The sequence below is a fragment of the Wolbachia endosymbiont of Drosophila nikananu genome (assembly GCF_028981865.1).
In the GTDB taxonomy this organism is placed as follows: domain Bacteria; phylum Pseudomonadota; class Alphaproteobacteria; order Rickettsiales; family Anaplasmataceae; genus Wolbachia; species Wolbachia pipientis_B.
This window is the reverse complement of the sequence record NZ_JAPQLL010000048.1, coordinates 1-23,028: the sequence shown is the minus strand read 5'-3', so window position 1 is coordinate 23,028 and position 23,028 is coordinate 1. Positions and strand designations below refer to the sequence as shown.

At 35.6% G+C, this 23,028-nt stretch carries 19 protein-coding genes and 2 tRNA genes; 12 read left to right on the top strand and 9 right to left on the bottom strand.

Annotated elements, in window-relative coordinates; translation table 11 throughout:
* Positions 1 to 452: 452 nt before the first annotated feature.
* The 3 genes from glmS to OZD67_RS03010 form a co-directional block, all read right to left on the bottom strand.
* Positions 453 to 2,264, bottom strand: a complete 1,812-nt coding sequence (gene glmS, locus OZD67_RS03020; RefSeq protein WP_182182804.1) for a glutamine--fructose-6-phosphate transaminase (isomerizing) — start codon at positions 2,262 to 2,264, stop codon at positions 453 to 455.
* Positions 2,265 to 2,296: 32 nt separating this feature from the next.
* Positions 2,297 to 2,743 (bottom strand): preprotein translocase subunit YajC, encoded by a 447-nt coding sequence (gene yajC, locus OZD67_RS03015; protein WP_182182805.1) that lies wholly within the window; start codon positions 2,741 to 2,743, stop codon positions 2,297 to 2,299.
* A gap of 130 nt (positions 2,744 to 2,873) precedes the next feature.
* Positions 2,874 to 2,950: transfer RNA gene (locus OZD67_RS03010), tRNA-Asp, on the bottom strand.
* Positions 2,951 to 3,142: 192 nt separating this feature from the next.
* Between OZD67_RS03010 and rpsB the strand changes: the two genes are divergently transcribed.
* From rpsB to OZD67_RS02975, 7 genes are read left to right on the top strand one after another with little or no spacing between them, the layout of a single operon-like run.
* A complete protein-coding gene (gene rpsB / locus OZD67_RS03005; RefSeq protein WP_182182807.1) occupies positions 3,143 to 3,991 on the top strand; it encodes a 30S ribosomal protein S2 in 849 nt (282 codons plus the stop codon).
* Positions 3,972 to 4,832: a translation elongation factor Ts gene (tsf, locus tag OZD67_RS03000; RefSeq protein WP_182182809.1), complete on the top strand. Its 861-nt coding sequence runs from the start codon at positions 3,972 to 3,974 to the stop codon at positions 4,830 to 4,832. Before rpsB ends, tsf begins: the two co-directional genes overlap by 20 nt.
* A 10-nt stretch (positions 4,833 to 4,842) precedes the next feature.
* Positions 4,843 to 5,577, top strand: coding sequence for a UMP kinase (gene pyrH, locus OZD67_RS02995; protein ID WP_182182811.1), 735 nt, complete (start codon positions 4,843 to 4,845; stop codon positions 5,575 to 5,577).
* A gap of 7 nt (positions 5,578 to 5,584) precedes the next feature.
* On the top strand, positions 5,585 to 6,142 hold the full coding sequence (gene frr, locus OZD67_RS02990; RefSeq protein ID WP_164224746.1) for a ribosome recycling factor: 558 nt from the start codon (positions 5,585 to 5,587) through the stop codon (positions 6,140 to 6,142).
* 6 nt (positions 6,143 to 6,148) lie between these two features.
* Complete coding sequence (locus tag OZD67_RS02985; protein WP_259346581.1) at positions 6,149 to 6,274, top strand: hypothetical protein; 126 nt, start codon at positions 6,149 to 6,151, stop codon at positions 6,272 to 6,274.
* 7 nt (positions 6,275 to 6,281) lie between these two features.
* Positions 6,282 to 6,977, top strand: a complete 696-nt coding sequence (gene uppS / locus OZD67_RS02980) for a polyprenyl diphosphate synthase (protein ID WP_182160027.1) — start codon at positions 6,282 to 6,284, stop codon at positions 6,975 to 6,977.
* Positions 6,967 to 7,593, top strand: coding sequence for a phosphatidate cytidylyltransferase (locus tag OZD67_RS02975; protein ID WP_182182813.1), 627 nt, complete (start codon positions 6,967 to 6,969; stop codon positions 7,591 to 7,593). The genes uppS and OZD67_RS02975 overlap by 11 nt, the downstream gene beginning before the upstream one ends.
* A gap of 24 nt (positions 7,594 to 7,617) precedes the next feature.
* On the opposite strand, the gene OZD67_RS02970 is transcribed toward OZD67_RS02975, so the two are convergent.
* Both OZD67_RS02970 and coaD read right to left on the bottom strand, forming a co-directional pair.
* Entirely contained in the window at positions 7,618 to 7,809 is a 192-nt protein-coding gene (locus tag OZD67_RS02970) for a zinc-finger domain-containing protein (RefSeq protein WP_182182815.1), read from the bottom strand.
* A 68-nt stretch (positions 7,810 to 7,877) separates the two neighbouring features.
* Positions 7,878 to 8,384, bottom strand: a complete 507-nt coding sequence (gene coaD, locus OZD67_RS02965; RefSeq protein ID WP_064125227.1) for a pantetheine-phosphate adenylyltransferase — start codon at positions 8,382 to 8,384, stop codon at positions 7,878 to 7,880.
* A gap of 81 nt (positions 8,385 to 8,465) precedes the next feature.
* Here coaD and OZD67_RS02960 point away from each other — a divergent pair.
* Both OZD67_RS02960 and OZD67_RS02955 read left to right on the top strand, forming a co-directional pair.
* Positions 8,466 to 8,538: transfer RNA gene (locus OZD67_RS02960), tRNA-Phe, on the top strand.
* A gap of 89 nt (positions 8,539 to 8,627) precedes the next feature.
* Positions 8,628 to 9,674 carry a gamma-glutamyl-gamma-aminobutyrate hydrolase family protein gene (locus OZD67_RS02955; RefSeq protein WP_274999706.1) on the top strand — a complete coding sequence of 349 codons (1,047 nt, stop codon included), beginning with the start codon at positions 8,628 to 8,630 and terminating at the stop codon, positions 9,672 to 9,674.
* 120 nt (positions 9,675 to 9,794) lie between these two features.
* Here the strand turns inward: OZD67_RS02955 and ubiH are convergent, their stop codons facing one another.
* Positions 9,795 to 10,943 carry a 2-octaprenyl-6-methoxyphenyl hydroxylase gene (gene ubiH, locus OZD67_RS02950; protein ID WP_182182819.1) on the bottom strand — a complete coding sequence of 383 codons (1,149 nt, stop codon included), beginning with the start codon at positions 10,941 to 10,943 and terminating at the stop codon, positions 9,795 to 9,797.
* A 638-nt stretch (positions 10,944 to 11,581) separates the two neighbouring features.
* Here ubiH and OZD67_RS02945 point away from each other — a divergent pair.
* Positions 11,582 to 12,106 carry a DUF2924 domain-containing protein gene (locus OZD67_RS02945; protein WP_182182821.1) on the top strand — a complete coding sequence of 175 codons (525 nt, stop codon included), beginning with the start codon at positions 11,582 to 11,584 and terminating at the stop codon, positions 12,104 to 12,106.
* Positions 12,107 to 12,209: 103 nt separating this feature from the next.
* Positions 12,210 to 13,772: a glutamine-hydrolyzing GMP synthase gene (gene guaA / locus OZD67_RS02940; protein WP_182182823.1), complete on the top strand. Its 1,563-nt coding sequence runs from the start codon at positions 12,210 to 12,212 to the stop codon at positions 13,770 to 13,772.
* A gap of 154 nt (positions 13,773 to 13,926) precedes the next feature.
* Here guaA and secA read toward each other — a convergent pair whose 3' ends face one another.
* Positions 13,927 to 16,587, bottom strand: coding sequence for a preprotein translocase subunit SecA (gene secA / locus OZD67_RS02935; RefSeq protein ID WP_259346583.1), 2,661 nt, complete (start codon positions 16,585 to 16,587; stop codon positions 13,927 to 13,929).
* Between the two features lie 239 nt (positions 16,588 to 16,826).
* Here secA and OZD67_RS02930 point away from each other — a divergent pair, with 239 nt between their 5' ends.
* The gene (locus OZD67_RS02930) at positions 16,827 to 20,096 is read left to right on the top strand and encodes a tetratricopeptide repeat protein (RefSeq protein ID WP_182182827.1); all 3,270 of its coding nucleotides are present in this window, start codon (positions 16,827 to 16,829) and stop codon (positions 20,094 to 20,096) included.
* Between the two features lie 38 nt (positions 20,097 to 20,134).
* Here OZD67_RS02930 and odhB read toward each other — a convergent pair whose 3' ends face one another.
* Positions 20,135 to 21,307: a 2-oxoglutarate dehydrogenase complex dihydrolipoyllysine-residue succinyltransferase gene (gene odhB / locus OZD67_RS02925; protein WP_182182829.1), complete on the bottom strand. Its 1,173-nt coding sequence runs from the start codon at positions 21,305 to 21,307 to the stop codon at positions 20,135 to 20,137.
* Positions 21,308 to 21,423: 116 nt separating this feature from the next.
* A complete protein-coding gene (locus OZD67_RS02920; RefSeq protein WP_182184072.1) occupies positions 21,424 to 22,770 on the bottom strand; it encodes an IS110 family RNA-guided transposase in 1,347 nt (448 codons plus the stop codon).
* Positions 22,771 to 23,028: the final 258 nt, after the last annotated feature.

Below are 23,028 nucleotides of genomic sequence, written 5' to 3'. Positions count from 1 at the left end.
GTGTTAGCTAGTTGTCACTCTCTAATCCTGCAAATTGGCGTACTATACTGTATTAAACGACTTATAAGCGCGTTTCAGCTTATATAGGTAAAAACCCAGAAATGTTGTGAAGACATAAGGTGCACATAGTGCAAAAAATTAAAAATAAGACGCCAACTACGTTGTTTTCTTGCTGTTTAATCTGCACAGATGAAGATAACTGAATACCTTCAGTTTCATGATAAGGGGGCTGGCGGAGTTTGTCAAGCAAGTTTTTTCGTTTCTGCATGCATCCTCTAAAAAGGACACATTTTAAACTTTTTTACAGAAACAACAGCGTTTTTTCTTCACTCTTTAGATAATTTAATGCGAAAAAATTTAGAGAGAAATTTTACACACAATCGCAGATATTTTTCCTTAAGTTGACGCCATTGAGTACCTTGATTAGAAGTCTAGCTTTAACTTTAAATGGACTACTCAACCGTGACAGACTTAGCTAAATTTCTTGGACAATCGGCATCTAACCCTTTTTTTGCTGCAGTAAAGTAAGCAAGGAATTGCATAGCAACACTATAGATGATAGGAGAGATAAAATTATCAGTGTCTGGAAGTTGCACCACATCTGCACAAATTCCCCTGAGAAACGGCGCTCCTTGTTTATCACTGAAGGCAATTACTTTGCCTTTTCTTGCAATAATCTCTTGTATGTTAGATAGCGTTTTAAAGAATAAACTATCATAAGGGATAATTGCTATAACAAGCACAGTAGAATCTATTAAAGCAATAGAACCATGCTTTGTTTCCCCCGCTGCAATACCAATGGTATTAATGTATGAAAGCTCTTTTATCTTCAATGCGCCTTCCATTGCAACTCCGTATGAACTTCCTCTGCCGATTAAAATAACGTTATTGTGTTCTAATATGCTGCCTGATATATGTTGTATTTTCATCACATTCAAAACGTGCTCAACATACTCGGGAATAGAATTGATAGCACTGCTTAGCTGTTTTATTCTCTCTCCACCCAGTATACCTTTTATTTTTCCAAGCTCCACGGCAAAGCATGCTAAAGTTGCAAGTTGCGCAGAAAAGGTTTTTGTTGAAGCAACACCAATTTCTGGCCCAGCAAGAGTATGTAACACAATATCTGAGATCTTTTCAATGCTGCTATTAAATGTGTTAGTTATACTAATGATTGTTTGCTTCTGTGATTTCGCATAACGCAGCGCTTCTATGGTATCTGCAGTTTCGCCAGATTGAGAGATGAATAACCCAATGCTGCCTTCTTCTAATTTGACGTTGCTATACCTAAATTCTGATGAGATTTCTAGATATACTCGAACTTGAGCGACACTTTCCAGCCAATACTTTGCTATGAGCCCAGCAAAATAAGATGACCCACATCCGACTATAGTAATGTAACTCAGCTCAGAAAACAATTTTTTGTTGACCTCTTTATATTGCTTGTAAAATTGATTTATTGTTTTGTTTAATGCACGCGGTTGCTCAAAAATCTCTTTTAACATGAAGCTAGGATACCCATTTTTGCTAATTAGAAAATTACTTGGACTACTATTTTCTATACTGCGTTTAACTTGTGTACCATTGTTGTATATACTAACTCCACTAGATTTTATCACTGCAATGTCACCATCTTCCAAATACGATATTCTTTCCACAAATGCACTTAAAGCATTAGAGTCAGATGCAGCAAACACTGTGTTACAGTTATAGCCTATTGCTAAAGGCAAATTTCTCTTCGCAACAAATAAGGCATCTGGATATTCTGCAAATAATAAGACCAAGGCAAATGAGCCATGTAAGTTGTTTAAACACTTAAATAGAGAATCAACTGGCAACAATCCTTCATCAAGATATAAGGTTAGCATATTTGGTATGATCTCTGTGTCAGTATCAGTATGGAATAACATTCCCCTTTCTTCTAGACCCTTTTTTAGCAGATTGTAATTCTCAATTATGCCGTTATGAGCAACAACAACATTATTTGTATGAATGGGATGAGCATTTTTAAGGCCTGGAACTCCATGTGTAGCCCAGCGGGTATGTGCTATACCAACTGTACTGTGAGACATCTTGCTTTCATCAACAACTTCATACAACCTTTTAACTTTACCTTCTGATTTTTTGACTTCTATCTCGCCTTCGTTATTTATGATTGCTATACCTGAGGAATCATATCCCCTATATTCCAATTTTTGCAATCCAGTTAGTAAAGTTGGTATTACTGAATCACCGCTACTTACTACACCAAATATTCCGCACACAAATGGATCACCAAATGAACTTTCTTTTAAAGTTATGCAGCATTTTTGCCTTTATCATCTTTTCCCTTTTTACTTTCCTCTGGTGGTTGATTTTGATTCTTTTTATCACTCTTTTCGATTTTGCCTTTTTCAATTGGTTTAGCTGCCACTTTTTGAGTTTCTTTGTTTAAAACTTCAGATATAGCAGACTTTAGGACTTTCACCTCAACTTTTGGTGCTATTTCTATTATAAATTGTGCATTTGCCTCATCAACTTTATTAACTTCACCTATTATCCCGCCAGAAGTAATGACTGTATCACCACGTTTTATTTGATCTATCATCTTTCTATGTTCTTTTAGTTTTTTTTGTTGTGGGCGAATAATGAGAAAATAAATTACTGCAGATATTAAAATCAATGGAATAAAACTAGCAAAAGATGCGCCGATACTTGATACATTGCTAGTTGCATCTGCTGCAAAAACTTCAGAAATGAGCATATTTAATCCTAATTGTTAATGATAAAAAAACCTATTTATAATTACAATACCATGCCATGTCAAGTCTGGTGAAAACGTTTCTAAATACCGACAATAATATTGCGGATTTTAGATTATGCTAAAACCAGTATGGCGGGAGTGATGAGACTTGAACTCACGACCTCATGCGTGACAGGCATGCGCTCTAACCAACTGAGCTACACCCCCCCTAATTTCTTTTTAGCGTTTTCGGGCTTCGACTTTAAAGCTAATAAACATGTTGCCCTTTGTCAATATTTTTTGTTTGCGCTTTGCTGTCTTTTCTATTACTATGTAAATAATTTAATTTCACACATGGCTTGTACAAGTAGTCCCATTAGGGTTATGCCATGGAAGATAAACTATTTGGAGGAATGATATATGACAAATTTGCCTGAAGTCACTGTGCGTGATTTAGCTGAATCTGGTGTACATTTTGGTCACAAAATTAGTCGCTGGAACGCAAAAATGGCTCCATACATATATGGAGTGCATCAAGAAAATCGTATACATATAATTGACTTGCGAAAAACATTACCATTGCTACAGGTGGCCATGAAGGCTTTATATGACGTTGCATCTCAAGGTGGTCGCATTCTATTTGTTGGTACAAAGTTTCAAGCTTTTGATATTATTGCAAGTGAAGCGGTTCGTTGTGGTCAATACTATGTGAATCATCGATGGCTTGGTGGTATGCTTACTAATTGGGGCACTGTTTCTTCTTCGATAAAAACCTTGATGCAATATGAGAAAATATTAAATGACGAGGATAGCATTTTAACAAAGAAAGAATTGGGGAACATTGAAAAGAAAAAGCAAAAGCTTGATAAGGCGCTTGGTGGTATTAGAGAAATGGGAGCAATTCCTGATATCTTATTCATCATTGATACTAATAAAGAGCATATTGCGGTTAAGGAGGCTAAAAAGTTAGGAATTCCAATAGTTGCAATACTTGATACTAATTCTGATCCAGATGATATTACTTATCTAATACCTGGAAATGATGACTCAAGAAAATCAATAGAGCTCTATTGTAAATTAGCTACCGACTCTATATTAGCTGGAATAGAGTCTAGTCTAGCAAGATCTGGAGTTAAGATTGATAATATAAAAGGTGATGAGTTTATTCAAGAAAAAGAAGATGGTATTGTGCAAACTAAAAGGAAACGTAGTAAAGTTTACAAAGAAGAAGAAAGGGAGGTAGTAACAAATGAAGATGAATCCAGATAATATAAGGGAATTACGTGATAGGACAGGGCTTGGCTTAAGTGACTGTAAAAAAGCATTAGAAGAATGTGATGGTGACATCAAGAAAGCCGTTGATAAGTTGCGCACAATAGGTCTTGCTAAAGCTGACAAAAAATCTGATAGATTAGCTTCAGATGGGCTCGTTGCTATGTGTTTGACTGAAAATTATGGTGCATTGGTTGAACTCAATTGCGAAACCGACTTTGTTGCAAGGAATGAGAAATTTATAGAGTTAGTTTCAAATTTAGCATCAATTGCTCATCAAGAACGCTGTACTAGCGTTGATGAGTTAAAAAATTCCAAGTATGAAAGCATTGGCACAGTGCAGAAAGCTATTATGAATGGTACGTCAGTTCTTGGTGAAAAGTTAGAGTTGAGCAAGCTTTGTTACCTAGAGACTAAGGATGGAGTTATTGCTGGTTATGTACACGGTGATGTACGTGGTTTAGGTAAAACTGGCGCTTTAGTTGCATTGCAATCACCCGGTGATAAGGCAAAGTTACAGGATATTGGAAAACAAATAGCGATGCACATAGTTGCTATGAAGCCTGAAGCTTTGTCTATAGATGATTTAGATCAAATGAAGTTGAAAAATGAACGTTCTATAATTGAAGAGCAAGTAAAGAGCTTAAATAAACCTGAAGAAGTAGCAAAAAAAATAGTAGATGGCCGAATGGTTAAGTACTATGAAGAAGTTGTTTTACTAGAACAAAAGTTCATAAAAGATGATAAAATGAAGGTTTCTGATTTTATCAAATCAAGCGAGGTGAGTGCTATTAAATTATCTGATTACAAGTTACTTGTTTTGGGCAGTGCAAACTAAATGGTAAGAAATGTCTTCCTTAGCAGATAAAGTAAAATACTCTAGAGTGTTATTGAAGATCTCTGGTGAAGCTTTGATGGGATCACAGTCTTTTGGCCATGATATGGGAATAATAAGCCAATTATGCAAAGATATAGCTGATGTTAACAGGCTTGGAGTTCAGGTATGTATTGTTGTTGGTGGTGGTAATATCTTTCGTGGCGCATCTGCGTCTTTAAGTGGCTGTGAAAGAGCAAGCAGTGATTATATTGGAATGCTTGCAACTATAATCAATGCTTTAATTTTACAAAACTTTTTAGAAAAAAATTTAGTAGCTTCTAGGGTATTATCTGCAATACCCATGGCCACTGTATGTGAACCTTACATAAGAAGGAAAGCTATTCGTCATTTAGAAAAAGGTAGAGTGGTAATTTTTGCAGCAGGCACAGGCAACCCATTTTTTACTACAGATACAGCTGCAGCCTTACGTGCTGTTGAAATGAATTGTGATGTTATTCTAAAGGGTACACAAGTAAATGGTGTATACTCTGCTGATCCGAAAAAAAATGAGGATGCTGTAATGTATGATAGGCTTTCTTACACGGATTTATTGACTCGTGATTTAAAAGTTATGGATGCATCAGCAATTTCACTTGCTCGTGAGAATTCTATTCCAATTATAGTTTTTTCTTTGAAGGGAGAAAAAATAGTCAATATTATTAAGGGTCAAGGTACTTATACTATAGTTTCAGATTGTAAACAGTAGGTAATTTATGTTAAATGAAATAAAAGCTAAAACAAAAGAAAGAATGCTAAAAACTATTCAGTCCTTTCATGATGATATTAAAGGCGTACGCACTGGTAGAGCTAGTGCATCGTTGCTTGATGGTATAGTTGTAAATATCTATGGTGGACATCAAAAGTTAAATCAGGTTGCAGGCGTTTCAGTTATAGATAACAAAACCCTATCAATTAAAGTTTGGGATATTAATGTTGTAGGTGAAGTGAAAAATGCTATATTAAATGCCAACTTGAATTTAAATCCTGTTGTTGAGGGCAATACCATACGTATAGCTCTTCCGGACTTAACACAAGAAACCCGTGAAAAATTAGTAAAATTATTGCATCAGTTTTCTGAAAATGCGCGGATTGCCATCAGAAATATACGCAGAGATGTTATGGAAGAAATAGAGAAAATGAAAGGAAATAAGGAGATCTCAGAAGATGATTTTCATGGTGCTAAGAAGGAAATACAAAATATTACTGATGATAATATAAAAAAGATTGATGGTGAATTGTCCATCAAAGAAAAGGATATATTGCATCACTAAGGTAATATGAAAAAAGCCTTCAATAGTGAATATGAACGTTGTGATTTGAGAGCAAATTCCACCAAGAAGGGCGTCATCCCAGTGTCAGCTACTCGGATGACAGAAGAGAGTGTTGGCGGGTGGTTTAGGTGAACTTTAAATGTTGAATCAAGAATCTTTACCGAAACATTTAGCAATTATTATGGATGGTAATGGTAGATGGGCAAACAATCAAGGAAAGGTAAAAATTGATGGTTATAAAAAGGGCAGTGAAGTTGCATACGATATTGCCAAGTATTGTACAGACCTAACCATACCCTACTTAACTTTGTATGCATTCTCTATGGAGAATTGGCTTAGACCCAAAAACGAAACTGACTGTCTATTTGATTTATTTTACTCCGTTTTAACTAATGAAGATAAAGTCAATTTCATTTGTAACTGTAACATTAAGTTGAATTTTATTGGCAATTTAAGTCTGTTATCCAGTAAAATATTGGATCAAATTAAAAAAGCAGAAGAAATGACACATAAGAACGATGGTTTATTACTCACTGTGGCAGTCAGTTACGGAGCAAAGCAAGAAATTACACAAGCTATAAGCAATATTATAAAAGAAAATATTGCTTATGTATCAGAAGAGGAATTTGAAAAATTTCTATATACTAAAGATCTGCCAAAATTGGATTTATTAATTCGCACTGGCGGCGAAAAAAGGTTAAGCAACTTTTTATTATGGCAAGCAGCTTATGCTGAATTATATTTTTGTGATACTTTATGGCCTGATTTTTCTTGTCAAGATTTGAGCAAAGCATTAGAAGATTATATAAAAAGAGAGAAAAAATATGGTAGATAATAATTTCATAATTAGAATGTTGTCCTCAATAGTAATATTATTCATATTTTCTTTTGCTACATATTTCAGTGATTTATCGTTTTACCTATTGATTTTTTCAATAGCAGTTTTATCTTCTTTTGAATGGTATAATCTAACCCAAGGAAACGAAATTTTATACGTTTTTGCATTATTATTAATTGCGCTACCAAGCGCCTCATTAATATATTTATATAATCTACCACAGGGAAAATATGCATTAGTATGGTTCGTCTTAACCATTTGGGGAATTGACATTACTGCCTATCTATTTGGTAAGAATTTTGGTGGAGCTAAAATTTGCCCAATTCTTAGCCCTGGAAAAACTTGGACAGGACTTCTTGGTGCGATTTTAGCTGGAGTAGTGTGCACAATTTTTGGATCAATATTTTTTGGTTTATTTTCAATTCTTTATTCTCCAATCATTGGCCTTGCAATCGCTATTCTAGCGCAACTTGGCGATTTCACTGAGTCGCTTGTTAAAAGAGCTTACGGTGTTAAAGATAGTGGAAGTATGATACCTGGCCATGGAGGAGTGCTCGACCGTATGGACAGCTTCATTTTTACTGCCCCTCTTATTGCTATTTACATAAGCTAAGTCTGCAGAAGAAATAAAGTGCCATTAGAGGTCATCCCTAGTCAGCTCCCCAACCGCTTCTACAGTACAGTCATGGACAAACGTCTTTTCACAATAAGGGCAGGCTATTTCCTCTTCTTCTCCCATATCTAAATATATTAATGGATGGCCGGAACCCTCATCATTCTCATCACCATGGCAACAAACTTTTCTATTATTCACCTTCACTTTTGACATGCTACTCCTTTAGCTTATAACATTTTATATATTAAATATACCCATTTATAAATAAAAAACAACGCATGCTATTCTCCATTTTTTATCCTATTTAAGTTAATCAATTCGTTTTGAACGCCTTTTGATACAAATTTGCTAACATCTTCTCCTAATCTTGCTATTTCCTTTACAAAACTTGATGAGATAAATTGAGTATCTTCAGAAGCAGGAAGAAATATGGTTTCGATTTCAGGAAGAAGTTTATAATTTACCCAACTCATTTGAAACTCATAATCAAAATCCGATACTGCTCTTAATCCTCTAATAATAACAGAAGCATTCTGCTCTTTGGCAAACTTCACTAGCAACCCATTAAAAGATATAACATCTGCATCAATTCCTAGGCCTTTGATTTCACTTTCAGCCATGCTTGTGCGTAGCTTGGTGTCAAAGGCAATATGCTTATTAACGTTTTCTGCAACTCCTATTATTAATTTATCGACTAGTTTACACGCTCTTTTTATTATGTCAATATGCCCAAAAGTTATAGGGTCAAATGTGCCAGGGTAGATTCCTATTCTGTTATTAATGTTCATCCTTTATTTTTATATAAACTACTTTAAAAACTTTTGATAGACATAATAACATTTTTTATCTAAAAATGAAAGTATATAGTTGGCCTGATAGCTCAGTTGGTAGAGCAAAGGACTGAAAATCCTTGTGTGGCTGGTTCGATTCCTGCTCAGGCCACTTCTCTTTCTTACCAAATTTACTTTTTTGTTGCAAAATGTTCTGTAGTATGTTATAATATTGATATAAGTGTTGAGAGGGTAAACTATATGTATAAATATTATATTAGAATATTTAATATTTTATTAATTATAGTTCTATTATTAAGCAATATTGCTTATGCTGGCGTTAGTGAAAAACCGGCATCTCAACATGTCACCAGAAAAGAAGAACCAGCATCAACTATCTTGACGGCAGAAAATAGAGTAAATGATGACATAGTTGTTGGTTTGTTGAAAACGGAAGAAGAGACATACCCGCATGAGCTTGGGCTATCTCAAAATGTCTACGAGATGTTTAATAATTTTAGAGTTAAAATTGTACTAATTGATTATAATAAAATAATTAGCCTTAAAAAAATTCAGACAGAGTCACTTAATCTCGCAAAACAAGATGAAACATTGGCAAAGAAGTTAACATTAGACCGAATAAAAGTTGAAGTTGCACAATTCATTAAAGAGCACAAAATAAATAGAATATTCATTCCAGGAAATTACTATAATTTACACTCCGAACCTTTTCCTACTACTCCTTGTCGCCAGCTTGTTACTGAAGCAATTGTAAAAGTAATTGATGATAACCCTGCAATTCATTTACTTGGCATATGTGGTGGTTTGCAAGGCATAATGAATGCAAAGGGAATTGAAGTAGTGAGTGTGGCAAATCTTGTGAGTGATGAAGAGAAGCAAAGATCTCATTTAAAATCAGCACCTAATCCACAGAAAGAGGACGTACCTCTCCAGCAGATAAAGATCATTCCAAACAGTCGTTTAGCGGAATTAGTGGCTAAATTCTTAATACCTAATGAAAATGGCTGGTTTTCAACATATTTTCCAGATGCTCATTCAGGGGCAGTGAGTAATACGCCAGAAAATAGAAGAAAATTGGAGTTACTTGGATATAAAGTTGCAGCATTTTCCAGCGGTGGGGTAATAGAGGCTATTGAAGATAAGCATGGTAATATCTACTTTCAAAGTCATCCAGAAGCCCTTGTTGTAAAATCAGATAAAAACCTCTATTTATCAAATCACAAGGAACGTCAAGTGTCTACACTAGTTGCTATAGCGATTATAAATGATTTTCTTTATCGTGCTTAATGCCTATAGCTTTAGGCTTACCGACGATTTGAAAAACGACAAATTCGTCATCCCGCTGCTTGTTAGCGGGATCTAGAGATACCGTGGCGGTATGACTTGCATTAGCTATAAAATAGTGGTTTATCTAAACCCCATAGCATGCCGAATGAAGCTTTTTTTGAGGAAATCTGAATTTTCAACTGCAATCAAGCCAAGATTTCTTAGTGCTTTAGCGCAGAATATTCTGTTGGAGAACATCCTATTTAATCCATCAGTTGCAAGCGCCATTGTAAAATTATCAAAGTATCTGTCACGTGAAATTTTCTTTAATAAATAACTGTTGCCAACATCAATACCAGATGCTTTTGCAGCAACTATGTGCTTTATAACACCTTCTACATCTCTAATTCCAAGATTAAGCCCTTGACCTGCAACTGGATGAATTGAATGTGCTGCATCGCCGATAAGCAAAACTCTACCCTTATATAACTTTTTTGCGAAAACAAAACTTAAAGGATAAAGCTTTCTTTCACCCTCTAATTTTATCTCTCCTAAATAAGAACCAAATCTTTTTTTGAGTTCCACGATAAATTCCTCTTCAGATAGATTCATTAGCATTTTTGAAATTCCAGATTTTTCTGTCCAAACTATCGAAGAAGTATAGCCATCCTTCATCGGTAGAATTGCAAATGGACCGCCAGGAAAAAAACGCTCTACAGCTAAGTTTTGGTGATGCAGTTCATGCTTTACATTAAATACCATGCTACTTTGTTTATAATCAAATTTCACTGTCGGTATAGAAAATAACTCTGGTAGTTTAGAGTTCTTGCCTTCAGCGCAGATAAGTAGCGATGATATTAATTCCTGGTTATTATCAAGAATAACTTCCACATATCCTGAATCACAAGCAATTGTTTTATAGGAATGTGGAGAGTATATATTTAGTTTATTCAAAAAATTATTGTTGATTGCATTCCATATAGTAGCATTGTTAATAACATAACCCATTGGTTCTTCACCAACCATTTTATGATTGTAATGCACAGTAACCGCATCTAATACGCATATATCAAGTATTGGCTCAGCTTCGCTTTCTATAAACTGCCAAATCCCTAATTTTTCCAATATTTTTTTCGAACCTTGAGAAATAGCAAATGCTCGGTTGTCATCTACTACACGTGGTAGACTATTTTTTTCAATCACAGCTATAGACACAGAGTCACAACTGAGGCTAATTGCAGTAATAAGACCAAGCAGCCCACCACCTGAAATGATTACATCATAATTCATTTTATTCACGCTAATTGTAAAATTATATTTTATCTATTTTGAAAATAGTTTAAACAAACTTTATAGACAAAGACCTATAGCTAACCCAAGAAAGGTTTCCCTACGTCATACCGCGATTCATTCCACAACTGTACGAACATTGTGATTTGGGCCCATCAGGAGGGTGTCATCCCAGTCTGGGATCCAGGAATTTTAATTGTAAGTAAGCATACTGAGTTGATAAGTATAAAAGTAACCAGAAAATAAACATTTTTGATGAGGTTATATGGAAAACTGGATTCCAGACTGGAATGACAAGAAGAGGGTACTTGGATAAGAGGCATTGCCCTTCTGGTAGCACAATGTTCGTACAGTTGTGCGCGGCGCTAACTAGTAGCGGAATGACGGTTTTTCAAATTGTAGGTAAACCTAAGTCACTTTAGCTATAGTTTACTTGCCCCATAATTTTCTTTATTATCAGATATTGCTTTAAATAATATGGAGGGGTAAGTTGTCAGCAATTGCCATTATTGATTTTGGTTCACGTACGATATCGGTAGTTAACACTAGCTACTTGAGGGTCAGAGTCGCCTTTCTTAAAGATATTTTAAGTATACTAGATGTATTATTGATACGTGATAATAAAACTGGGGGTTTTTGTGGAAACATCTGAATTAACTTTACTCGACTTGCAGAACTTTTTTGAAAAATTAAAAGGGCATGTACGTAGTGAAGTAGAAAAATATGTAGATAAGAAAATAGAAGAAATTAAGGATGAAGCAGCAACCCATGTAATAAACAAAATGTTAAACAATATGGTGGGTAATGAACCAATAGGTGAGCTTCAAATAGATAAACCTAAAACAGATGAGTCTAAAAAAGTTAGGATAATTAAGAATAAATATAGCACAATACAAAATAGAGAAGTCATAAAAGCTCTCTTCATAGGTAGAACACTTATTGGAATATATAAAAGTAAAACATATGAAGTTATAGTCAGAAATGAAGTAAAGTTTATTTATAATGGAGAAATTTACAGTTCCCTTTCTGCAGCTGGTACAAGAATTACTGGTCAAAGTTGTGATGGTTGGGAGTTCTTCAAGTTATGCCTTAACCCTGAAGAAGGACTAAGAACTCTAAGCTACCACCGTAAAAAGTTCTTCTCAGATAAAAATGTATCATAGCCAACCCACGCTGTCCGTCAAAGTTTTAAAGAGGTCTTAGTTTACTTACTTCTTTATTTTCTTTATTATCAGATATCACTTTTAAATAATATGGAGGAGCAAATTGTCAGCAATTGCTATTATTGATTTTGGTTCACAGTTTACACAGCTTATCGCAAGACAAGTCAGAGAAATGGGTGTGTATTGCGAAATATTTCCAAGCAACATCAGTTTTGAAACAATATCAAAATTCAATGGGTTTATTCTCTCTGGAGGACCACAATCTGTAAATGATGATTGTTCTGAAACAAGTAGAGTAGTACATGAAATTATAAAACTTAATAAGGCAACAAACGTTCCTATACTTGGAATATGCTATGGACAGCAACTCATTTGTCATTATTTTGGAGCAAAAGTAAAAGAGAGTTTCAAACAGGAGTTTGGCAGAACTAAAATCAAGATACTAAAAGAATCCCCCATTATAAAGGATACCTGGGATGTTAATTCTGAAGTGGATGTATTAATGAACCATGCGGACAGTGTTGATACTATACCACAGGGATTTACTGTTATCGCATCAGGTGTGATAAATCAAACAATTGCAATGATTGTTAACGAACAGCGGAAGATTTACTGTACTCAGTTCCATCCTGAAGTGAGGCCCACAACAAATGGCAGTAAATTGCTCTCTAACTTCTTGGGTATTGCAAATTGCGAGAGAGACTGGACAATGAAATCGTTTATTGAAAAGCAGAAGGAAAAAATCAAAAATGTAGTAGGAGAGAAAAAAGTAATCGCTGCAGTAAGTGGTGGGGTTGATTCAAGTGTTGCAGCGGCTCTCACACATAAAGCTATAGGAAAACAATTGAACTGTATTTTTATCGATACTGGGTTGTTACGCAAGAACCAGACCATTACTATGTTAAAAGAGATTCCGATAAACTACGTTGATAAATCAAATTTATTTTTGAGTAGGTTGAAGGGGATAACTGATCCAGAAGAAAAGCGAAAAATTGTCGGTAACGCTTTCATTGAAGTGTTTGAAGAAGAAGCAAAAAAAATAGGTGATGTGGATTTTTTGATGCAAGGTACCATCTACTCTGATGTAGTTGAGTCAGGGCATGCCTCAGACAACACTAGTACAATTAAGTCTCACCATAATGTTGGTGGGTTGCCAGAAAAGATGAACCTGAAGCTAGTAGAGCCTTTACGCTACCTCTTTAAAGATGAGGTAAGGCTACTTGGAAAAGAAATTGGGCTTTCAGACGAGATAATATTTCAACATCCATTTCCTGGACCCGGACTTGCAGTGAGGATTATAAGTGAAGTCGATGAAGAAAAGGTGCGAATATTGCAAGAAGTAGATGAAATATATATTAATACGATGAAAAATTACGATCTATACGATAAGATATGGCAAGCTTTTGCTGTATTATTACCAATAAAAACTGTAGGTGTCATGGGAGATGGTCGTACATACGGATATGTTTGTGCTTTAAGGGCTGTAACATCGTCCGATGGTATGACGGCTGATGCATTTCCATTTGAGGATAAGGATCAGCATTTGCTAGTGTTTTGGGACTTTTTACAGAATGTTGGCAGTATAATTGTTAATAACGTTTCCGGAGTAAATAGAGTTGTCTATGACTTAACTTCTAAACCACCAGCAACCATTGAGTGGGAGTAAATCAAAAAGTCTAGTCATCCCGCTTTGTTAGCGGTTGAGATACCGTGCACAGCTGTACGAACTGTTTATGGAGTTATATGCTCTGCCTATGGAGTTACAATTGGCAGTAAATTAAGTGAGGTTAGCTGCAGTAATGCGCAGCAGACTACAGCTCCTAATTTACCACAGTAACTGCGCCGTGGCAGTGTTTGTATTTCTTTCCGGAGTTGCAAGGGCATTTGTCATTTCTTGAGACTTTGGGAAGTCTGCTATTTCTAGCAGAATATAACCTATTTCCTATCTCTTGGTTGTCTGCCAACTTAAAGTGTGCTAAGCGATGAATGGTGAGTTCCTTCCATTTTTCAAGCATTGACTCAAACATCAAGAAAGCTTCGCGTTTAAATTCATTCAGTGGATCTTTCTGCCCCATGGCACGTAAGCTTATGCTTTGTCTTAGGCTCTCTAGAACTGAAAGGTGTTCCCTCCATAAATGATCAAGTGTCATTATCATCATTTGCTTCACGATCGTATTCCACAAATCTGTAGTGTGCTGACTGTTGAAATATTTTTCTTTCTCAGTAAAAAATTCTTGTATCTTATCATTTATATAATTCAAAGCTTCTTGTTTGTTTAAAAACTTTGCTAAATCTTCTTTATCAAGCGTTATTCCATACCTTGTATGGAATTCTTTGACTATATCTTCAATATAATCCTCATAATAGCCACTTTGGATTATACCTTCTACTATGCTCTCATTTACTTCGCTATATACTTCAAGTAAATCATTAATTTTATTGCCTAAGATATTGTTTCTCTGCTTAAAAATAACTTTACGTTGGTTGTTGATTACGTCATCAAACTTAAGCAAAGACTTCCGCACATCATAATTTCTAGCTTCAACTTTCTTCTGCGCCTTCTCAAGTGCCTTATTGATCCATGGATGATGAATAGCTTCGTTATTCTTTAACCCTACTTTTTGTAAAAAGCTTCTCATTCTATCAGAACCAAATATTCTCATTAGGTCATCTTCAAGCGATAAAAAGAACTTAGAAAGTCCAGGATCCCCCTGACGACCAGAACGGCCGCGTAATTGATCATCTATTCTCCTGCTTTCATGTCTTTCGGTTCCAACCACGCATAAACCACCAGCTTTTATAGCAATTTCCTTATCTTTTTTTACTCTTTCGACTATTTCTTGGTATTTTTTTACTCTTTCATCATCATTTTTTATCTTCTTCAGCTCTACCTTTGCAATCATTTCAGCGTTTCCACCGAGTTGAATATCAGTTCCACGTCCTGCCATGTTAGTTGCTATAGTGATACTACCTGGCACTCCAGCTTGTGCTATTATGTACGCCTCTTGTTCATGATAACGAGCATTCAATACTGAATGCTTAAGAGAATGGCTTTGCAAAAGCGCAGAAAGCTTCTCAGAGTTTTCGATGCTTACCGTGCCAACTAGGACTGGTTGAAGGCGCTTGTGGCATTCTTCTATAAACTTCAATACAGCATTAAATTTTTCTTTTCCTGTGCCATAAATCTCATCATCAATATCAACTCTTTTTACAGATACATTGGTTGGAATTTTTACTACATTTAGTCTGTATATATCACGAAACTCTTCTGCCTCTGTTGCTGCTGTTCCAGTCATTCCGGAAAGTTTATTATACATACGAAAGTAATTCTGAAATGTGACCGATGCTAAGGTTTGGTTTTCATGCTGAATTTCAAGATTCTCCTTCGCTTCAAGTGCCTGATGAAGACCATCGGAATATCTCCTGCCCTCCATCATACGCCCAGTAAATTCATCAATAATCACTACCTTGCCATCCTTTACTATATAATCTTTATCAGCAGTAAACAGCTTATGTGCACGTAATGCTTGGTCTATATAATGAGTCATTATCATGCTGTCAGTATCATAGAGCGAGGAATTTTCAGGAATGAGATTGTATGACCTGAGTAGTTCTTCCACGCGTGAAATACCATCTTCAGTAAGAAACACTGCCCTACCCTTCTCATCCACCTCATAATCAGAGTCAACTAATTTAGTTACTATTTTATTGATATGCTTATATATCTGATTGTTTTCCTCAATCTGGCCAGAAATAATAAGCGGAGTGCGAGCTTCATCAATGAGTATTGAGTCTACTTCATCAACTATTCCGTAGTGAAAGCCTCTCTGAACCATGTCTTCTTGAGAAAATTTCATATTATCTCGCAGGTAATCAAAGGCAAGCTCGTTATTTGTGGAATACACGATATCTGCACTGTAAGCCTCTTTTCTCTCTTCGTCTGTCAAGTTATTCGTGATAAATGCAACAGAAACCCCAAGAGAATTATATAATTTGCTCATCCACTCTGTGTCTCGTTTTGCAAGATAATCGTTAACAGTTACGACGTGCACGCCTTTCCCTTCTAAAGAATTAAGGTATGCAGCTAAAGTTGCAACGAGTGTCTTTCCCTCCCCTGTTTTCATTTCTGATATCATGCCATTATGAAGCACCATTCCACCAATTAGCTGAACATCAAAATGTCTCATATTAAGGAATCGTCGAGAGGCTTCGCGCACAACCGCAAATGCAGGTACGAGAAGATCATTTAACGTTTTTCCATTTTTCAATTCTCGTTTGAATTCTTCGGTCTTACCAGCAAGCTCCTCATCAGATAAGCTCTGCATTTCTGTTTCTAATGCATTTATTTGCTGAACAATTTTCCTAAAGGATTTTATTATCTTCTTGTTTGTTGATCCAAATATCTTTCTTATAAAAAAGAATGACAACGTAAAAATGAAAAATATAAGAATGGCTGTCAAAATTAGCGGAGAATCTAGCATAAACTTAAGTAACGTCTTATTTAATATGAGATTATATTACTAAATGCAGCCTACAGCAATGATATATTAGATTCGGGGAATCCTTATTCATATACTAAGGTAATAAACAAAGGAACACTTCCAACCCTGTTCTTGCAGGCACTGTTATTGAAATATTAAAGAATCTGTTGCATTATCTTAGGCACTTGGTGACTTTTATCGAATGAAGTTGTTGGTGATGTTTGGTGGGGCGGTGAGCCGTGAATGTAGAAAACAAACAGTCTGAAGTACTTAGTAATCGTACATTTAAGAAGAGAGATGGTACATCAGAAGGCATTTATGGTTATGATTACGAAATAACATTATCAATGTTGTACCTACTTCATGGGTTAAGAGGTGAAAGTGACTTTTGGTTAGCATCAAATATAGAAGGTTTTGGAGCCTTTGACGATATTTTTTTTGAACATGAAGATCAAAACAAGTCGAGAATTGTTTTGGTTCAAGTTAAGCATTGCAATAAGCCTAGACTTTCAAAGAATATTACATTTGGAGATTTGTTTGTTGATGGAAACGATAGAAAGCGACAAAAAAAGAATTTCGGATTAAACAAATATTTTGTTGAATCTTATTTCAAGATTAAGCAAAACCCTGAGTATAAGAACAGTGATATTACACTTGTCATTCATGCTAATGTTAATGTGAACTTAAAAAAAGGTACAGAAAAGCAAGGCAAAGTAGAAACATTAGAGGAGTATCTGGAAGAGTCAAAGTTAACAGATGATAACATTTTGAGCATTTATGAAGGTCAAAAAGGAACGTGCTACAAAATAAAAAATCATCTTGAACTGAAAAAATACTTCAGTTGCAGCAGTGAAGATGAAATAGAAGATTTTTTACTTAGAATAAGGTTTGTAGTTAATCAACCTAGTCAACCAAAACTAGAGAGTATCATTAAGAGAGAAATAGAAAAAAAATACAAAACATCAGAAAAAAAAGGCGCTGATATGGTTTTTGGTTCTGTATATCAAGATGTAAAGAAACGCTTGGCAAAAGGTAGCAAAGTTCCTTACCTAACAAGAAAAGACAATTATTTTAAGAAAGCTATAGAACATCTTTATAGTCTCAAACTTAAAGAAGATCTACCTGAATTTTGGCAAGTCCCTCTTCGAAATTATAACTTTGTCGGCAGAGAAGCGCTGCTAGATAAAATAGAAGAATGCCTGAAAGCTAATGATACAGCAACACTAGTTGCTTGTCATGGAATAGGTGGAATAGGTAAAACACAATTAGCATTAGAATTTATTTGGAGTAAGCTCCAAAAATATAGATGGATAATTTGGCTTGATACACGAGATAGAAATACTTTAATTAACGAGTACATCAAGTTAGGACGTGGACTAAACGTTATTCATGGTTACAGAGAAAACGTTCGTGAAGAAGATCACGCCAAGCATGTTAAGTATTGGCTAGAACACCCTGAACGTGCTGGGTGGCTACTGATATGCGATAACGCTCCTAACTACAAAGATATAGCAGATTTACTTCCTATAGAAGGAGGAAAGATATTATTAACTTCTCGTTATACATTTGGCTGGCCACAACCACAGAACACTATTTCTGTTGATGTTTTTGAACCTGGAGAATCAAGGAGCTACATTTGTAAGATACTAGAAGTAAAAGGAAAAAAACTCGATATAACTCAAGTGGATGCATTGGCGAAGACGTTAGATCATTTACCTCTAGCTTTAGCCCAAGCAAGCGCTTATATAAAGAAAACAGGTATAAATATTTCAGACTATTTGAAATTATATAACGATAGAAAACGAGCTTTATTATCTGATGAAACATTGCTTGAAACATTTCCAGCCGACGCTAATAGAGAGACTGCAGCAATAGTGTATGTTACATGGGACATCACAGTAGAAGCAATAAAAAAAGAATCTTCTTTGGCGGCTAACTGGCTTACTGCTTGTGCTTACTTAGATGGTAGTCCTATTCCTCAATCTTTACTAGAAATCTTTGCTGATAATCAAGAAAATAATCCTTCCTTAGAAACTTTCCATGAAGCGTTTGGAATATTAATAAGTTACTCCATGTTAACTATCAAAGAAGATCATAGTATGTTAATACACAGCTTGGTTCAAGAAGTTATAAGGCTAAAGTCAGAGAAAAGTGGAAAAACTAAAGAAGACATAAAGACTGTTTTTCAACTATTACAAAAGGGTTTTCCTTACCACAGTGATAAACTAGAAGATTATGCTAAGAAACGACAATTATTACCACATTTAGAAGCATTTTTATCACATATGGATAATTTGCTAGAAAAAAATTCTTCAGAAAAGCAAACAATAGAAAAGGATTATCTTTTAGATTTGTTAATGTGGATTAATGATGGATACTCTGATTTAGGTAACCCTAAAAGACAAAAGGAGTTGATCGAATGGATTTTACCTATTCTTCAGAGGCATTTTATCCCTGATTATGAAATTGCTACACTGCTGGTAAGTCTTGGTATTGCTTATAATGCTTTAGACAATCCTCGGAACGCAAAAGAGTTGTTTGAATGGGCTTTACCTATTCTTGAGAAACATTATGGCTCTGATCATCCTAAAGTTGCTGTCATACTGACAAACCTTGGCCACGCTTATGAGAATTTAGATAATCCCCGGAGAGCAAAAAAGTTGTTTGAGCAAGCTTTAGCAATTCAAGAGAAACATTATGGACTTGATCATTTCGAAGTTGCTAAACTACGGGCAAACCTCGGTCTTGTTTGTTATGCTTTGGGTGATCTTCAGAAAGCAAAGGAGCTGTCTGAACGGGCTTTACCTATTTTTGAGAAACATTACGGTCCTGACCATCTTGAAGTTGCTAAACTGTTGTCAAACTTAGGTGTCATTTATGGGGGTCTAGGTTATCATAAGAAAAGAAAGAGGTTACTTGAGTGGGCTTTAGCAATCAAAAGGAAACATTACAGGTCTGACCATTTCGAAGTTGCTATACTGCTGGTAAATCTTGGTATTGCTCATAATGCTTTAGGTAGTTCTCAGAAAGCAAGAGAGTTGCTTGAACGTGCTTTACCTATTTTTGAAAAACACTATGGCCCTGATCACTTTGAAGTTGCCGCACTACTTGCAAGCCTTGGCATTACTTATGGCATTTTAGGTAAACATAAGAAAAATCAAGAGTTGCTCAAACGGGCTTTACCTGTTCTTAAGAAACATTATGGCCCTGATCATCCAGAAATTGCTATTATACTAATAAGCCTCGGCATCTCTCATGGGGACTTAGGTGACCACGAGAAACAAAAGGAGCTGTTTGAACAGGCCTTGCCTATTCTTGAAAAACATTATGGCCCTGATCACCCGGAAGTTGCTACACTACTGATAAACCTAAGCGACGCCTATGGTGCTCTAGGTAACCATAAGAAACAAAAGGAGTTGTTTGCACGGGCTTCATCCATCTTTAAGAAACATTATGGCCCTGATCATCCGGAAGTTGCTAAACTGCTGGCAGAGCTAGATGATATTTAGGCTTTTAGCAACACTAGATTAACAATAACTCATTTGAGCTACACTTCCAAAACTAATCTGCTTGGATCTTCTATATAATTTTTTATTTTAACGAGGAAAGTTACTGCTCCTTTGCCATCAACTATTCTGTGGTCGTAGGAGAGGGCAATGTACATCATAGGTCTAATTTCAATTGAGCTGCCTACAGCAACTGGTCTGTTTTGTATTGAATGCATGCCAAGTATTCCAGATTGCGGAGGGTTTATTATCGGAGTAGAAAGAAGTGAACCGTATACTCCACCGTTTGAGATGGTAAATGTTGCACCTTCCATTTCTGATACTTGTAATTTACTTTCGCGAGCTTTTTTGCCAAGAGCAACTAAAGTTAACTCAATTTCTGCGAATGACATCTGATCAGCATTTCGAATAACTGGCACAACAAGGCCTTTGTCAGTACCAACAGCAACACCTATGTCATAGTAATGTTTATATATGATTTCATCGCCTAAGATCTCAGCGTTAATTTCAGGGATCTCTTTCAGTGCTTGCACCGCTGCCTTTATAAAAAACGACATGAAACCAAGTTTTATTCCATATTTTTTTTCAAAAGTGTCCTTATACTTCGCTCTTAGATCCATAACATTTTTCATGTCGATCTCATTGAATGTGGTCAGTATCGCAGCAGTGTTTTGCGACGCCTTCAAACGAGCGGCAATTACTTGCCTTATTTTGCTCATTTTTACTCGTTCTTCTCTTTGCTCTCCACTTACTATACTTTTTGGCAATTCATATTGTTTTATTGCAGGCTGTTCAGCTTTGTTCATGTGGCCTATCACATCTGCTTTTGTTATCCTACCACCTATGCCAGTTCCCTTGACACTTTCTGCACTGATTGCATTTTCTTCCATAATTTTACGAGCTGATGGAGCATCTTTTTTAGCAGCACTTTCGCTTTTATCTTCTTTTCTCGCTTCCTCTTTTACTTCCCCCACAGAAAGCTTCGCTAACAATTGATCAGGACTTATCACATCATCTTCCTTTACAAGAAATTCAGTTATTTGCCCTGAAGCTTCTGCAGTTAATTCGAGTGCTGTTTTGTCAGTCTCAATTTCAAAGATCAAGTCATCTACTTTTACTGCTTCTCCAATATTTTTCTTTATTCTTACTATACCTTCTGTAACTGACTCACCACCAAGAGTCTTTGGCGCTCTGATTTCTATAATTTTGCTCATAAAACAATTTCCGTATAAAACTTTCTATAGATTTATACATGAAAAGAGACATGTAATAAACTAATAAATTCATTAAGGCTCTTATCATTTAGAAGTGACAAACGGATAACATACTTCTAAGAAACTTCCTTAACTAGCTCCTCTTGTTGCACTAAAGTATAGCCAAATTCTCGTGCCTTTTTGATCAAATTTTTTACAGCTCTCTCCTTATATCGTGTTTCATAGTATTCCATTCCTTTTTCTACATATTCTTGTCCGTATTTGAGCATACTATAAAATATGCATGCTATTTTTCTTGCAGTAGCTGTTATTGCTTTTGGTGCTCCTAATCGTTTTTTTAATCTCCTGTAGTATGCACCCAATGAACTTTTACTATTTCCTACAGAATTAGCAGCCATTCGAAATGCATTCGCAGCACGATTAATGACTTTACGCGTTCTTGTGCTAAACACTTTTTCTCCTGTAATTTTATTGGCAGGGCTGAGTCCTAACCACGATGAAAAGTGTTTTTCTGTTGACCATTTATTATGGTTTATACCAGTTTCTGAAATTATAGTCTGTATACTTAGTATATCAAGCCCTGGAACTTTAGTAAAATCCATACCAGTTATTCGGTGCAGTTCCTCGTGCAAAGCAAAGTCAGGCTTACTTTTTCTGTGCTTATTCTTTTCCTTACTCAACTGTTTACTTTCGTTAGATTTTGTTTCAAACGTTTTGTAATAGACCTCAATATTTCTATCACATTCTGCTATTTTTTCTTGATAAATATTATATAGTTCAAATTCTTGCTTTAGCGTGAATACATGTTCCTCTCTATAATCGCCAGCTAACGCTTTTGCTATAGTAGACTGATCATTTTTTATTCGTGCATCCCTGAATTGAGCCAATTTCCCAGAATCTCTTTCGCCTTTAATTATAGCCTTGATAATTTTCATACCAGTTACTCCTGTTATATCTCTTATAACTCTATGCAGTTGTATATTCATTTGAATTAATGCCTTCTGCATACGCAGAACATGTGTAGATGCACTTTCAGTGAGGTTCTTACGTTGTCGCACGTAACTACGCAATACACATATCTGGCTATCTGGCCTAAATGACCCTTGGAGTAATCCATAACTATGTAGTTGTTGTAACCACTGACAGTCCTGAACATCTGACTTTCTCCCAGGTACATTTTTTACATGTCGCGCATTTACCAACTTAACTTCAAAACCGTAAGATTCCAGTATTTGAAACAAAGGAATCCAATATACACCAGTTGATTCCATCGCTACGGTTGTAACTTTACACTTTTTTAACCACCTTGCTAAATTATGAAGGTCTTCAGTGAAGCAGCCAAATTTTTGAACACGTTGCTCATCTCTTCTCTCGGGTATACATACATAATGTACAGCCGAACCAACATCTATCCCTGCTGCATCAGGATTCATTACCTCTAATTTACTTTTTGTCATTGTAATTGACCTCCTATAACTTATAATGAAGAAGTATTTAAGCTTGGGACGGTTAGATTATACAATCTTCTAATCGAGGTAGTCGTAATAGACTCCATCAGTGGTTTAACCGTTCCTCCAAAACCATGCTCCCAAACGGGCACTCTAGCACCATTGAGCGTCCGGTTATAACTGCAAAAATACTTCTTAATAAATTATATTTAAAAATTGTTATAGCACTGGATAAAATAGTTTCTTTCAGGTTTAACAAGATTTTTCCTTGTT